This is a genomic window from Nonomuraea sp. K271, assembly GCF_009908215.1.
Classification (GTDB): Bacteria; Actinomycetota; Actinomycetes; order Streptosporangiales; family Streptosporangiaceae; genus Nonomuraea; species Nonomuraea longispora.
Window position 1 is genome coordinate 1 of the sequence record NZ_JAAAHR010000219.1, and the last position, 13087, is coordinate 13087.

17 protein-coding genes and 2 pseudogenes are annotated in these 13087 nt (G+C 70.9%); 15 read left to right on the forward strand and 4 right to left on the reverse strand.

Annotation, left to right across the window (positions count from 1 at the left end):
- Positions 1 to 506, forward strand: a pseudogene (locus tag GUY59_RS42400) (hypothetical protein); the annotation flags it as partial.
- Here the strand turns inward: GUY59_RS42400 and GUY59_RS42405 are convergent.
- Positions 496 to 1116: a dienelactone hydrolase family protein gene (locus GUY59_RS42405; protein ID WP_330849293.1), complete on the reverse strand. Its 621-nt coding sequence runs from the start codon at positions 1114 to 1116 to the stop codon at positions 496 to 498. The pseudogene GUY59_RS42400 and the gene GUY59_RS42405 overlap by 11 nt on opposite strands.
- Before the next feature lie 66 nt (positions 1117 to 1182).
- Between GUY59_RS42405 and GUY59_RS42410 the strand changes: the two genes are divergently transcribed.
- Genes GUY59_RS42410 through GUY59_RS42425 form a run of 4 tightly spaced genes read left to right on the forward strand, consistent with a single transcriptional unit; the run spans position 1183 to position 3927 of the window.
- The gene (locus GUY59_RS42410; protein WP_138207617.1) at positions 1183 to 2394 is read left to right on the forward strand and encodes an FUSC family protein; all 1212 of its coding nucleotides are present in this window, start codon (positions 1183 to 1185) and stop codon (positions 2392 to 2394) included.
- Positions 2395 to 2409: 15 nt separating this feature from the next.
- On the forward strand, positions 2410 to 2928 hold the full coding sequence (locus GUY59_RS42415) for an SET domain-containing protein (protein WP_132337652.1): 519 nt from the start codon (positions 2410 to 2412) through the stop codon (positions 2926 to 2928).
- A gap of 17 nt (positions 2929 to 2945) precedes the next feature.
- Positions 2946 to 3608 carry a hypothetical protein gene (locus GUY59_RS42420; RefSeq protein ID WP_138207615.1) on the forward strand — a complete coding sequence of 221 codons (663 nt, stop codon included), beginning with the start codon at positions 2946 to 2948 and terminating at the stop codon, positions 3606 to 3608.
- Positions 3609 to 3615: 7 nt separating this feature from the next.
- Positions 3616 to 3927 (forward strand): hypothetical protein, encoded by a 312-nt coding sequence (locus tag GUY59_RS42425; protein WP_138207613.1) that lies wholly within the window; start codon positions 3616 to 3618, stop codon positions 3925 to 3927.
- Between the two features lie 243 nt (positions 3928 to 4170).
- Here GUY59_RS42425 and GUY59_RS42430 read toward each other — a convergent pair whose 3' ends face one another.
- Positions 4171 to 4863, reverse strand: a complete 693-nt coding sequence (locus tag GUY59_RS42430; protein ID WP_132337654.1) for a winged helix-turn-helix transcriptional regulator — start codon at positions 4861 to 4863, stop codon at positions 4171 to 4173.
- Between the two features lie 175 nt (positions 4864 to 5038).
- Between GUY59_RS42430 and GUY59_RS42435 the strand changes: the two genes are divergently transcribed.
- The 9 genes from GUY59_RS42435 (at position 5039) to GUY59_RS42470 (ending at position 9641) form a co-directional block, all read left to right on the forward strand.
- Positions 5039 to 5290 (forward strand): MoaD/ThiS family protein, encoded by a 252-nt coding sequence (locus GUY59_RS42435; protein ID WP_138207611.1) that lies wholly within the window; start codon positions 5039 to 5041, stop codon positions 5288 to 5290.
- A 65-nt stretch (positions 5291 to 5355) separates the two neighbouring features.
- On the forward strand, positions 5356 to 6021 hold the full coding sequence (locus GUY59_RS42440; protein WP_138207609.1) for an LmeA family phospholipid-binding protein: 666 nt from the start codon (positions 5356 to 5358) through the stop codon (positions 6019 to 6021).
- Between the two features lie 91 nt (positions 6022 to 6112).
- A complete protein-coding gene (locus tag GUY59_RS42445; RefSeq protein ID WP_138207607.1) occupies positions 6113 to 6625 on the forward strand; it encodes a sigma-70 family RNA polymerase sigma factor in 513 nt (170 codons plus the stop codon).
- Positions 6622 to 7401 (forward strand): anti-sigma factor family protein, encoded by a 780-nt coding sequence (locus tag GUY59_RS42450; protein WP_138207605.1) that lies wholly within the window; start codon positions 6622 to 6624, stop codon positions 7399 to 7401. The genes GUY59_RS42445 and GUY59_RS42450 overlap by 4 nt, the downstream gene beginning before the upstream one ends.
- 27 nt (positions 7402 to 7428) lie before the next feature.
- The gene (locus GUY59_RS42455) at positions 7429 to 7842 is read left to right on the forward strand and encodes a thioredoxin family protein (protein ID WP_138207603.1); all 414 of its coding nucleotides are present in this window, start codon (positions 7429 to 7431) and stop codon (positions 7840 to 7842) included.
- A gap of 103 nt (positions 7843 to 7945) precedes the next feature.
- Positions 7946 to 8029 carry a putative leader peptide gene (locus tag GUY59_RS51575; RefSeq protein ID WP_350668905.1) on the forward strand — a complete coding sequence of 28 codons (84 nt, stop codon included), beginning with the start codon at positions 7946 to 7948 and terminating at the stop codon, positions 8027 to 8029.
- Positions 8030 to 8086: 57 nt separating this feature from the next.
- A complete protein-coding gene (locus tag GUY59_RS42460; protein ID WP_138207601.1) occupies positions 8087 to 8500 on the forward strand; it encodes a DUF4395 domain-containing protein in 414 nt (137 codons plus the stop codon).
- Positions 8497 to 9336, forward strand: a complete 840-nt coding sequence (locus tag GUY59_RS42465; RefSeq protein WP_132337665.1) for a sulfurtransferase — start codon at positions 8497 to 8499, stop codon at positions 9334 to 9336. The genes GUY59_RS42460 and GUY59_RS42465 overlap by 4 nt, the downstream gene beginning before the upstream one ends.
- On the forward strand, positions 9336 to 9641 hold the full coding sequence (locus tag GUY59_RS42470) for a DUF1416 domain-containing protein (RefSeq protein ID WP_132337667.1): 306 nt from the start codon (positions 9336 to 9338) through the stop codon (positions 9639 to 9641). Before GUY59_RS42465 ends, GUY59_RS42470 begins: the two co-directional genes overlap by 1 nt.
- A 78-nt stretch (positions 9642 to 9719) precedes the next feature.
- Here GUY59_RS42470 and GUY59_RS42475 read toward each other — a convergent pair whose 3' ends face one another.
- The gene (locus tag GUY59_RS42475; RefSeq protein ID WP_138207599.1) at positions 9720 to 10268 is read right to left on the reverse strand and encodes a helix-turn-helix domain-containing protein; all 549 of its coding nucleotides are present in this window, start codon (positions 10266 to 10268) and stop codon (positions 9720 to 9722) included.
- Between the two features lie 245 nt (positions 10269 to 10513).
- Here GUY59_RS42475 and GUY59_RS42480 point away from each other — a divergent pair, with 245 nt between their 5' ends.
- Positions 10514 to 11713 carry a hypothetical protein gene (locus tag GUY59_RS42480; RefSeq protein WP_138207597.1) on the forward strand — a complete coding sequence of 400 codons (1200 nt, stop codon included), beginning with the start codon at positions 10514 to 10516 and terminating at the stop codon, positions 11711 to 11713.
- Positions 11714 to 11743: 30 nt separating this feature from the next.
- Here GUY59_RS42480 and GUY59_RS42485 read toward each other — a convergent pair.
- Positions 11744 to 13087: pseudogene (locus tag GUY59_RS42485) on the reverse strand (hypothetical protein); the annotation flags it as partial.

The following is a 13087-nucleotide window of genomic DNA, read 5'->3' on the forward strand; positions in this document are numbered from 1 at the left end:
CGCAGGTGGAGTCGGTCCTGGCGCGCAGGGCGGTCGTGGAGCGTCGGCGCCGCCGGCTCCACCGTACGTTCATGACGGCCGCCGCCTGCCTCGTGGTGGCGGCGGGGGTCTTCCTCGCCGGCAGCTCCCTCACCGGCGGCCCGAACCCGGACAGCATCCACAGCCCGGCCCGCGCGCTGCTCATGACCGGCCGCACCTACGCCGCCACCGACCCCGCGACCGGCGTGTCCAGCGTCATCGGCCTGGAGGACAAGGGCTGGGGGACCCACGTCGCGCTGGAGCTCAAGGGCGTCAAAGGCCCGCTGCAGTGCCGGCTCACGGCCGTGGGCGACGACGGCCGCTCCGAGGTGGTGGCGAGCTGGGGCGTCCCCGACAAGGGGTACGGCGTGCCGGGCTCGCCCGATCCGATGCTGCTGCACGGAGGCACCAGCCTTCCGCAGGACGAGCTGAACCACTTCACGATCCAGACCTCCGACGGCAGGATGCTGGCCACGATCACCGTCTGACGGCGGAGAAGTGGCCGGTGAACCAGTCGCTCGCCTGGTCGGCCACGATCTCGAGCGCGCCGGGCTCCTCGAACAGGTGGGTGGCGCCCGGCACGACCGACAGGCGGCTTTCGGCGTTCAGCCGACGCTGGGCCTCCTCGTTCAGCCTCAGCACGACCGGGTCCCTGCCGCCGACGATGAGCAGGGCGGGGGCGCGTACCGCCTCCAGCTTCTCCGCGGCCAGGTCGGGCCGGCCGCCTCGTGAGACGATCGCGGTGATCGGGTTGCCGGGCTCGGCCGCCGCCGCCAACGCCGCCGCCGCGCCGGTGCTGGCGCCGAAGTAGCCGATCGGGAGGCCCGCCGTCGCGGGCCGCTCACGCACCCATGCCGTACGCTCCAGCAGCCGCCGCGTCAGCAGCCCGATGTCGAAGACGTTCTCCCTGGCCGCCTCCTCCTGCGGGGTGAGCAGGTCGAACAGCAGCGTGCCCAGCCCGGCCTCGTTGAGCGCGCCCGCCACGTAACGGTTGCGCGGGCTGAGCCGGCTGCTGCCGCTGCCGTGCACGAACACCACCATCCCCCGAGCACCGTCGGGGACGACCAGATCGCCGGGCACCGGCCACACCTCCTTCACGGCCTCCGTGCCCGCTACCCCTGTTCGACCAGCTCTATCCGCTGCTCCACTGGGCAGGGCACGTGCATGGGGACCGAACCGGGGCGTCGGCGTGAGCCGTACGCACCGCCGCTCCAGCGCATCGTCTCGGGTGGGAAGGCGGCGCTCGGCCGGGCCAGGGGCCTGGGCATGGGGCGCTGGCTGCGCATGGAACGCGAGTCCTTCGTCCAGACGATCAAGGTGACGGGGGCATGCGTCCTCGCCTGGTGGCTGGCGGCCAACGTGCTGAAGGTGGGCCTGCCGGTGCTGGCGCCCATCGGCGTGCTCCTGACGGTGTCGGCGACCGCGTACAGCACGGTGGTGAGGGGCCTGCAGCAGGTCGGCGCGGTGATCGTGGGCGTGGCGGCGGCCACGGGGCTGATCTGGCTGCTCGGCGTCAACGCGGTGACGCTGGCGGTGCTGACCTCGTCCGGACTGGTCCTGGCCCGGCTGCTGAACCTGCCGGCCCAGAACGTGCAGATCCCGATCACGGCGCTGCTGGTGTTCGCGCTGGGCAGCACGTACGGCTTCGCCCGCCTGGCGGACGTGCTGATCGGGGCCTGCATCGGCGTGGCGGCGAACCTGCTGATCCTGCCACCGCGGTATGTGGAGCGCGCGGCGAAGGAGTTGTGCGGGCTCTCCGGCGAGCTGGCCGACCTGGCCGCGGACATGGCGCGGGGGCTGGGCGGCGAGTGGGACCGCGAGATGGCGGGCGAGTGGCTGGAGCGGGCCAGGACGCTCTCCCAACGGCTGGAGGAGGCGAAGGAGGCCGCGGACCAGGCGAAGGAGTCGGTGCGTTTCACGTTGCGGCGCAGCCGATACGACACCCGCCTGCGCCAGGTCGCCGAGGCCGCCACCTGCCTCGACCACGCCTGCAGCCAGCTCAGGGGGATCGCCAGAGGGCTGGTCGACCTGATCGCGGGCGCGCGCGGCCTGCCCGGCGAGCGAGGGGCGGACCTGCCCGACCCGCTGGCGCAGGAGCTGGAGTCGCTGTCGCAGGTCTTCGGCGCCTTCGGGATGTTGCAGATCGGCCGCAGCGGCAAGGGCTCCTACCAGAAGGACATGAAGGAGTTGCGTGCCGCGCTGGGCGAGGGCAGGCGGCGGCAGAAGGTGCTGGCCGAGGAGTTCGACCGGACCAGGCACAGGGAGCTGAAGACGTTGCAGGGAGCGCTGCTCGACGACTGCGCCAGGATCCGTTACGAGTTCGACCCCGACAACGGCCCGCACAAGGAGGCCTTTCCCCCGTCCGCGTACGAGTAGGGGCAAGCTGGACTCATGATCGATGCCCCTGAGCCCGACTGCTGGACACATCCCGCGCTGGAGGTGCGTCCCTCGCTCATCGCCGGCGACGGGCTGTTCGCCACCGCCGCGATCCCGGCCGGCACCGAGGTCGCCCGCGTCGGCGGGCGGCTCGTGACCTGGGAGCGGCTGCGGGAGCTCTTCGACGACCCCGCGGTCCCGTACGTCGACACCATCACGGTGTCGGACGACCTCCACCTGGTCCTGCCGTTCGGGCGGCCGGTCGGCAAGAGCAACCACAGCTGCGACCCCAACCTGTGGTGGACCGGCCCCTACAGCCTGGCCGCGCGCCGCGACCTGCTGCCTGGCGAGGAACTGACCAGCGACTACGCCACCAGCAGCGCGGCGCCCGAGTTCACCATGGACTGCCGGTGCGGGGCGGCCCTGTGCAGGGGCCGGGTGACCGGCGAGGACTGGCGGCGGGCCGAGCTCCAGGAGCGGTACGGCGAGCACTGGGTGCCGGCCCTGCTCGATCTCATCCGGCGGACCGGCTGAGGCGGCATACTGCTCGAATGTCCGATTTCATCGAGTTCCGGGCCAGAGGGCGCGCGGCCCTGCTGTCCGGCCGGGCCACTCACGACGTCCCCATGGTGGAAGGCGGAAGGCGCTGGGGCGCCGCCGCCGTGCTCCGCCCCCAGCGAGAGATCGTCGACCGCCTGACCGAGCTGGCGGGGACCATCGAGGCTCCGGGCCACTGGGTGCACGGCGGCCCGGCCCTGCACGTCACGCTCAGGTCCCTGGAGCCCTACCGTGCCCGCATCCCGGAGGACGACCCGCTCCGCCGCGCCTACGCCGCCGCGCTGGCCGAGGCCGCCGACGGCCTGCCCGGGGCGAGGGTGAGCCTCAGAGGCGTGAGCCCGCACCCGGGCGGCGTGCTGGTCTGCGGGCACCCGGAGGACGACACGCTGGTGACCCTGTGGAAGCGCTTCGCCCACGCGCTGGAGTCCCGGGGCGTGCGCGACCTGGAGCACGGCCGGGCCCGCGACCGCTGGTACGTCAGCCTCGTGCACTTCGCCGTCCCGCTCGCCGACCCCCGCCCGCTCGTCGAGTGGTGCGACGCCCACGCCGACGTCGCGCTCGGCACGGCGGAGCTGGCCATGGCGGAGATCGTCCAGTTCGTCCACACGGGCACGGGCATCCGCGTCGAGGCCCTGGAACGCGCCCGGCTGGAATGAGACGGCAATGATCTGCAGCAGGTGCCAGGCCACGTACGCGGCCAGCGACCAGAACGCCCGCTCCCTGGCCCTGCCGACCTTGGAGATCCAGCGCAGCTCCTCCGCCGGCTCCTCGCGCGTGCGCAGGGTCCTGGCGACGAAGCAGGCCGAGGTCAGCCAGGCCATCGCCGACCCGGCGAGCAGCCCGAACGAGATGCCGAGCAGGGCGAGGGGCGCTCCGTCGGCGGTCTCCCACGGCGAGAGCTGGCGGGCCCAGACGGCCGCCACGCAGACCAGCAGGACGGCGGTGATCCGCTGTCCTTTCGCGCCTGGCGCTTGAGCCACTGTAGGTCTCGACGCAGAGACGCAGGTTGCCGTCCGTAACGGGGAGCAGATGATCTCGTTGCGCCGGTAGACGCGGGGCCTGGCACCCTCGTCGACCAGTGATCTGAACAGACCCACCCCGACACCACCGATCCCCTCAGGACGGCGGTGTCCTCGACATGACAGGCATGAATCAGCCCCAACGAGAACCTGTCACATCAGTGGACGCCAGGGGCGAGCCCGCTGTCAATCGCGTGGGTCAAACGTGTGCGTTGTCGGCCCGGTCGGGGACGAAGCGGTAGCCGACGTTGCGGACCGTCCCGATGAGGGATTCGTTCTCGGTGCCGAGTTTGGCGCGCAGCCGCCGCACGTGCACGTCGACCGTCCTGGTGCCGCCGAAGTAGTCGTAGCCCCAGACCTCCTGCAGCAGCTGGGCGCGGGTGAAGACCCTGCCGGGGTGCTGCGCGAGGTATTTGAGCAGCTCGAACTCCTTGAAGGTCAGGTCGAGCACGCGGCCGCGCAGCCGCGCGGTGTAGGTGGCCTCGTCGATGGCCAGGTCGCCGCTGCGGATCTCGTCGGGCGCCTCCTCCGTGGCGGCCTGGGACATGCGGCCGGTGGCCATGCGCAGCCGGGCCTCCACCTCGGCGGGTCCGGCGTTGTCGAGCAGCACGTCGTCGACGCCCCACTCGGCGCTCATGGCGGCCAGCCCGCCCTCGGTCACGATCACCAGGAGCGGGCAGTCGACGCCGGTGGTGCGGATCAGCCGGCACAGGCTCTTGGCCTGCACGAGCTCCTTGCGCGCGTCGACCAGGACGGCGTCGGCGGGTGGCGCGTCGATCAGCGCGGCGGCCTCCGCGGGCGCGACTCTGACCGAGTGGAGGAGCAAGCCCAGCGCCGGAAGCACCTCGGCTGACGGCTCCAGGGCGTTGGTCAGCAGGAGCAGGTTGCTCATCCGGGCCTCCTCAAACGCGCAAGGACCCGGGGGCTACGTCGCCCGAGTCCTGTAGGCGAGGATATCTCACGGGTAAGTGGCGTCCATTGCGCGTCCACGAGATGAACACGGCGTCTTGTGAAACATGCGTGTTAAGGACGGCGCACAATGGACTTAAAGGGATTGTGAGGTGCCCATGGCCAGGGGAAAAGTTCGTTATTGGGCCGCCGCCAAGGAGGCGGCCGGCGTGGCGGAAGAATCGTTCGACGCGGCCACGCTTGACGAACTCATGACGCAAATCACACAAAATCGTGCCGATCTGGCACACGTTGTGCGGCGGTCCTCGTTCCTCGTGGACGGTCTCCCCGTCGGCAAGCGGCCCCACGCCGAGGTGGTGCTCGGCGACGGCGCGACCGTGGAGGTGTTGCCGCCCTTCGCGGGCGGGTGATCGCCCTCTTCGGTGGGGAATGAATCGGTAGGCTCTTTTGACCCCCGTTTGAGACTGGGAGCCCCATGCGGAAGCTGCTCGTCGCTCTGATCGTGCTGATCGTTCTCCTCGTCGCCGTCGACAGGGTCGCCGCGGCAGGGGTGCAGCGCGACCTCGCCAACAGGATCGCCGCGGCGACCGATCTGTCCGGCAAGCCGACGGTGACGATCGAGGGCATCCCCTTCCTCACCCAGGCGCTGTCCGGGCACTATCCGGAGGTACGCTTCGACCTCGGCACGCTGACCTACGGCGGCGTGCCGGTGGAGAACCTGCGGGGCGCCGCCTACGACGTGACGGCGCCGCTGTCCGACGTCCTGCAGAACAGAGCCAACGTGCACGCTCGCCGCGTGGCCGTCAGCGGCACGCTGACCAGGGCCACGATCGACAAATACGCCCCGCGCGGCGTCAAGATCAGCGGGAACGGGCGGCGGCTCGTGGCATCGGGTGAGGTGACGGTCGGGGTGCGGAAGGTGTCGTTCGAGGCGGAGCTGAGGGTCGAGTTGGCCGACGGTGGCATCAGGCTCCAGGCGGAGAAGATCCAGGGCGTGCCCGACCAGGCGGCGCGGTTCGTCTCGTACACGATCCCGTTCAAGGGCAAGCTGCCCTTCGACGTCAAGGTGACCGGGGTGAAGAACGTGGCCGACGGGCTCGAGATCGCGGCCGAAGCGTCTGACGTGCCGATTCGTGGATAAGGATGAACCGCGGCGCCCCCGCGTACGTGATGAGGGGCGTGAGCGAACGCAGCGAACGCGCCAGGGCGGAGCTCGCGGGGGGAGGGACCCCGTGAGCGCGGCCGGCACGGCTGACGAGGAACTCGTGAGGACCCTCTTCGACGAGCACGCCGGGCCCCTCTACGGCTACGTTCTGCGGCTGACCGGTGATTCGGGGCGTGCGGAGGACGTCGTGCAGGAGACCCTGTTGCGGGCCTGGCGGCACCCCGAGGCGCTCTCCGACCGGCCGATCAGGGCCTGGTTGTTCACCGTGGCCCGCAATCTCGTCTTCGACCAGCACCGCGCCAGGAGGGCCAGGCCGCAGGAGACCAGCGACGAGGCACTGGCGGTCATACCGGCCGACGACGAGCTGGAGCGGGCCGTCGAGTCGTGGTCGGTGGCCGAGGCCCTGGCCGCGCTACGACCGGAGCACCGTGAGGTGCTCCTGGAGGTCTACTACCGAGGGCACACGGTGAAGGAGGCGTCCGCGACGCTCGGCGTACCGCCGGGCACCGTCAAGTCGCGCACCTACTACGCGCTGCGCGCCCTGAAACTGGCGCTCGAGGAGCGGGGGCTGGCGCCATGATGACGTGTGAGGAGATCCGGCTGTCCATGGGGGCGCACGCCCTCGGAGCGCTGGAACCCGACGAGGCAATGGAGATCGACAACCACCTGGCGACCTGCGAGGCGTGTGGCGGCGAGCTGGTCGAGCTGGAGGGCGTGGCGTCGTTCCTCGGCAAGGTGTCCGAGCGCGACGTGGAGCTGGTGTCCAGCCCTCCTCGCCAGGTGCTCGACCGGCTGCTGAACGACCGCGTCAGGCGCAACAGGCGCGGTCGCGTGCTGATGGCGGTCGCCGCGTCCGCCGCGGCGGTGGTGGTGGGCGGCACGGTCTGGACGACGCTCGGCACCGCGGGCCATGAAGACACGGCGGCCGCGCCGGCCTCCGCGCCCTCGTCGCAATCCACCCAGGAGAAGGCGGAGCCGAGAGCGGAGCTCTACAGCGACTCCAAGCCGAGCGCGAGCGAGGCGCCCGAGCCGAAGGCGTCGGAACGGGCGGTCGCGGGCAGCCGGTTCTCCGGCGAGAACAGCGCCACGGGTTACCGCGCCACCGTGACGGCCGTGCCCGGCGACGGCGGCACCGAGCTGAGCGTGAGCCTCGACGGCGTGCCCGCCGGCACGACCGCCCGCCTCGTCGTCGTCGCGCACGACGGGCGGCGCGACCCCGCGGGAAGCTGGGACGTCCGCTCGCGCGACAGAGCCGCCTTCAAGAGCACGACGTCGCTGCCCATGGACGACATCGCCAGGTTCGAGCTCGTCGACGAAAAGGGGAAGGCACTCGTACGCATACAGGCGCGGAAGTAATCGCGGCCGTGCGCGGTTGCACGGGATATGTCCGGACTGTGGGTGGCGCTGGCCACGCTGGCGCTCGGCACGGTGATCGGCGTGGTCCACCTGCGCCGCCGTGGAAGGGTGCGTGACGTGGGCGGAGAGCGGCTGACAGGAGCCGATCTGCGGGAAGAGCTCGGCGAGCGGGTGACGCTGGTGCAGTTCTCCACCGCGTTCTGCCAGCCGTGCCGGGCGACCAGGCGGATCCTGTCCGACGTGAGCACGCTCGTGCCGGGGGTGAGGCACGTCGAGATCGACGCCGAGTCGCGGCTCGACCTCGTACGCCGGCTGAACATCATGCGCACGCCCACCGTGCTCGTGCTCGACGCCGCGGGCGCCGTCGTCAAGAGGGCCTCGGGCCGGCCCCGCAAGGCCGACGTCCTGGCCGCGATCGCCGACGCGCTGCCGCCCGGCTGACAAGGCCCGCGACGCCCCCGCCGAAGGTCCGCGTAATAGACAGATCATCTCAATAAACGGACGAGAAGTGACAGATGACGAGACGCCGAGTAGGGTCGTGAACATGAACCCATCGACAGAGCTGCTGACGAAGCGGCGCGCGGTTGACTTCTGCCGCGTCGCCACCGCGCTCTGTCGCGCTGCCTGAGGACGATCTCGCGGATATCCGATCCGCTCCAATCGACCCCTTCAGGAGCATCCCACGATGCCTGCCGACCCTAGAGCGCTGCGTTTCGGCGCGGCCGTCACCACCCTGGTCCTGGCCTCCGTCCTGGTGACGGAGAGTCCCTGGCTGCTCGCCGCTCAGGCGGTGGTCTTCGCGCTCGGGGTCGCTCGCCGCTCGCCCTACGTGGTGCTCTTCAAGGCGTTCGTCACGAGCACGCCCAAGAGGACGGAAGACCCCCGCCCGCCGCGTTTCGCGCAGCTCGTGGGGCTGGTCTTCGCGGTCGCGGGCCTGGCCGGATACCTCACCGGGATCGTACCGCTGGCCCTCGCGGCCACGGCCGCGGCTCTCCTCGCCGCATTCCTCAACGCAGCCTTCGGATTCTGCCTTGGCTGCGAGATGTACCTGCTCATTCGTCGTTCAACGCCCGCTGCCAACATGGAGGTATCCCAATGAGCCGCTCCGCCGCCCTGGTGGACGCCGACTGGGTCGAGGCCAACCTCGACACTCCCGGAGTCGTTCTCGTCGAGGTCGACGAGGACGTCAGCGCCTACGACAAGGGCCACATCCGTGGCGCCGTGAAGGTCGACTGGCAGCAGGACCTACAGGACCCGGTGCGTCGCGACTTCGTGGACAAGACCGGCTTCGAGGCCCTGCTCTCCGACCGCGGCATCTCCAACGACGACACCGTCGTGCTCTACGGCGGCAACAACAACTGGTTCGCCGCCTACGCCTACTGGTACTTCAAGCTCTACGGCCACGACAACGTCAAACTGCTCGACGGCGGCCGCAAGAAGTGGGAGCTCGACTCCCGCGAGCTGGTGCGCGACGTGCCCCAGCGGCCCAAGACCCAGTACGTCGCCAAGGAGCAGGACGCCGCGATCCGCGCCTTCCGCGACGACGTGGTCTCCGCCATCGGCAAGCTCAACCTGGTCGACGTGCGCTCGCCCGACGAGTTCACCGGCAAGCTGCTGGCCCCGGCGCACCTTCCGCAGGAGCAGGCGCAGCGCGGCGGCCACGTGCCCACGGCCCGCAACATCCCGTGGTCCAAGGCCGCCAACGACGACGGCACGTTCAAGTCCGACGACGACCTGCGCACACTCTACTCCGAGGCCGGTGTCGACTTCGGGAAGGACACCATCGCCTACTGCCGCATCGGCGAACGTTCCGCGCACACGTGGTTCGTTCTGCACGAGATTCTGGGGCAGGAGAACGTGAAGAACTACGACGGTTCATGGACCGAATACGGCTCGCTCGTGGGCGTGCCGATCGAGCTGGGGGAGGCCCGCTGATGACCAGCGCTGCACAGGGCTGCGGAGCGCCGGAGCAGACGATCGCGCTGCCGGCCGGGATCGATCTGTCCAACCAGGCCGTGATCCAGGGGGTGGTGACCGGCGCCGGCACGGCCTACGCCCGGCTGCTCGACGGGTCCGGCGAGTTCACCGGCGAGGTCGTGGTGTCCGACGACGGCGTCTTCCGGTTCTTCGCCGCTCCCGGCGACTGGACCGTACGCATCATCGCGGGCGGCGGCGTCACCCGCGACGTGCAGGTCGAGGCCAAGCTGGGCGAGGTCGCCCAGCTCGCCGTGGCCGTCTGAGCCCGTTAGCCACGTGAGGCCCGCGTCGTTCCGGCGCGGGCCTTCGCGCGTCGCGGGGCCGCGAGGGGTGCGGCGCGGTCAGGATTTGGCCGGGTAGCGCATGAGGAGCGTGGCGCGTACGACGTCGGGGCCGTGCGCGCGGTAGCCGTGCGGCACGTCGGAACGCCACGAGATGTGGTCGCCCGGTCCGGCGGTGAGGGGCTCGTCGAGCGGGCCCGCGCTGAGGGCCCCGGTGAAGACCGTGAGGTGCTCGCTGACGCCCTCGTGGTGGGCAGGCGAGGTCTGGGTCAGGCCGGGGGGGACGCGCAGGCGGTAGAGCTCGTAGGTGACGGTGTCGTCCTCGAACACCTCGAGCAACCGCGCCTCGATGGCCGTGCCGCGCATGACCTGCGGCTCGGGCGGCGAGTCGAGTATCGCGCCGATCGGCACGCCGAGCTGCGCGGTGATCGCCCAGAGCGTCTCCAGCGTGGGGTTGCGGGTGCCCGTCTCGACGCCCGACAGGGTGGCCTTGCCGATGCCGGCGCGTTTGGCCAGCTCCGAGAGCGACACACCGCGCGCCTGGCGGAGCTGCCGCAGGCGTTCTCCCACCACACGGGGATCGGTGTCGAGCGCGGGCCTCGAATCCATAACCGTCATGGTGCCGTACGCGCCGCTTACCGTCGCCGGGTTGGCCCGCGCATCACTCATATGTCACCGCCCTGCAACTGATCGTGCGCGCAATCGCGGAGTTGCGGCTGCGGCAGATGGGACATCCCGATACGATTCGACAGATGTCCGGTTCGACAGGTGTGATGGATCCGCCCCGGCCTGGGCCTACGCCGGCTCAGCGGATGCCGTCGCCGTACTCTCTGCCCCTGCACACGCTGCGGCTCGTGGGCAGATCCGCGCTGCCTCTGGTCCTCTGGTTCGCCGCCGGGGAACTGGTGCGCTTCGTGCTGCTGTACGGCGCCACCGAGGTCGCGTACGGCGACGCCCGCCAGCTGCGGCTGGTGGCCGTCATGACCCTGCTCACGTTCGTCGTCATGTCCGCGATGACGGTCACCGCCGGCATGCTCTACTGCCTGCGCAACGCGCTGTGGGAGATGCGCGCCAGAGCCGGCGACGGCGTGCCCGACGAACGTTTCTTCCGCACGCTGGACCGGATCGCCCCCGCCTTCGCCGTGCTCTACCTGGCGTGGGGATTCCACAACGAGGACGCCAGGGACGTCTACCAGATGGACCTGTTCCACAATTTCCAGGAAATGACGGACGCGTCCTGGTTCGGTGAGGATTCCTACGTCGGCCGCGGCCTCGTCGACCTCGACTGGCGCGTGTCGCTCGGCGCCATGATCGTCATGTTCGGGCTGAAGACGCTCTTCGCCAAGTTCATCGAGCAGGGCAAGACCCGGTTCTACGGCTTCGCCGCGGCCTTCTCCGAGTTCGCGTTCATGTTCTACGGGCTGAACGCCACCGTCGCCGTCGCCGACGCCCGCTCCGAGTGGATGGAGCACCGCAACGTCGTCGCCGGCTCCAAGGAGGTGCTGGCCGAGGCGCAGGAGAACGTGCCTGTGTGGGACGGCATCGTCGGCGCGCTCGGCGAGATCTGGCCGCTGTTCCTGGACGCCGTCGCGGTGCCGCTGGCCTGGCTGACCGTGGCCATGCTCGTCTACGGCGCCTTCTCCGACGAGGCCCGGACCCTGCTCAAGGGCACCCGGCTGGAACGCGGCGTGGACCGCCTCGAATCCAGCCACGACCTCACGAAGAAGTCGTTCGACCAGGTCACCGCCGGCTTCAGGGACCGCTGGGTGCCGCTGGCCAACTCCCTGCGCATGGTCTTCAACGGCGGCGCCCCGCTCTTCGGCATGATGTGCCTGTGCTACGTGGCCATCTCCGTGGCGGGACAGTACGGCGACCGGGGGCTGCGGGCCCTCATCGGCTCACGCGCGGAATGGACGTGGGCCTACGCCGGGCCGCCCATCGGGTTCCTGCGCGACCTGATCACGACCGTGCTCACGATGGCGCTGCTGGCGGCCACGTTCGACATCGCGGCCACCAGAGCCCGCGCCAAGGGCGAGCGCCTCAGCGACGCCTGAGCGTCCGGAGGACGTGCGCCCTCGGAAAGGTCAGCGCCGCCTGAACCGCAGCACCGTGTCGTCCTTCTCCGCCTTCTCCATGGCCTCCCTGTCGAACAGGTCGTCCACCGGCGTGTCCGAACGGTAGGCGCTCGGCCTGAACGAGATCTCGACCTCGTTCGCCACCGGGGTGGGCACGATGGCCAGACCCTCGATCTTGTACGTCTTGCCCACCACCAGCCTGTCCGTCGGCCGCTCGCCGTCCTTCAACTCCACGGTCCACGTACGGTCCCCGCGGTCCGACAGCCTGATGTCGTAGGGCATGGCGGTCATGGTGGCGCTGGCCTCGTCGACGACCTTCTTGGTGATGTTCACCTGCAGCCAGGTGACCTCGGGGCCGTGCTTGCTGCCCGCGGGAGCCTTCACGGGCGCCACCGCGGCCGTCCACTCGATGTTGTGCACGTTGCCCGCCTGGCCGGCGGCCACGACGACCTCCTTCGTCTGCTCCGCGGACACCTTCTCGTAGAACAGGTAGCCGTCCACCGTCTGCGCGCCCATGGCGAGCAGCGAGACGACCACGGCGCCGGCGGCGATCAGGATCTTGCGGTTGCGCGACCCCTTCGCCGAGCGCCTGCCGCCACCCGCCCGCGCCCTGCCTCGAACACCGTCCCGCGCCCCCTCAGGCCTCACACCGTCGTGCGAGGGGGCCCCGTCATGAGACGCGGCGATCGCGGCCGCCGCTCCGACGCCTGCCGTGGCGGCCGCAGCGGCGCCCTGAGACGGCGATCCGGCCGGGCCACCGTACGGCGGCGCCTGGTCGTAGGCGGGTGACTGGTCGTGCGGGGGCTGGTCGGCGGAGGGCTGGACGGCCGGGAGCGGTTGCGTGAGGCCCTCAAGCGGCTCGCGGGGGGCGGGCGCGGGCGGCCAGACCTGCTGGTCCGGGTGGCGATGCCGGGCTCCCCTGCTCTGCGGCATGGCCGGGGCACCCGCCATGCCGTGCCGTGGCGCCTGTCCCCGCGTGCCACGCGCGGCCCTCCGGCCCTGCGCGCCCTGTTCGGGACGCACGCCCTGCTCGGGATGCACGTCCCGCTGAGGACGCACCTCCTGCTCGGCCGCGCCGCCGGCCCGCTCGGCCTGGCCACCTGCCCCGAACACCGGACCCTGCTCGTGCGAGCCCTGCCCGGACGGTTCCCGCCCGAAGAAGGAGTCCTGACCGCGCCGGCCAGGAGCGTCCTGTCCGTATGGAGTGCCCTGGCCGGTCGGGTCTTGTCCGAAGGGGGAGCCCTGGCCGGACGGGTCCTGGCCGATGGGAGCGCCCTGGGCGGGCGGTGTCTCCTGTCCCTGGGGTGGCGGGGTGGAGCCGGACGGCGGGGTCTCGCGGCTGCGACGTCCCCC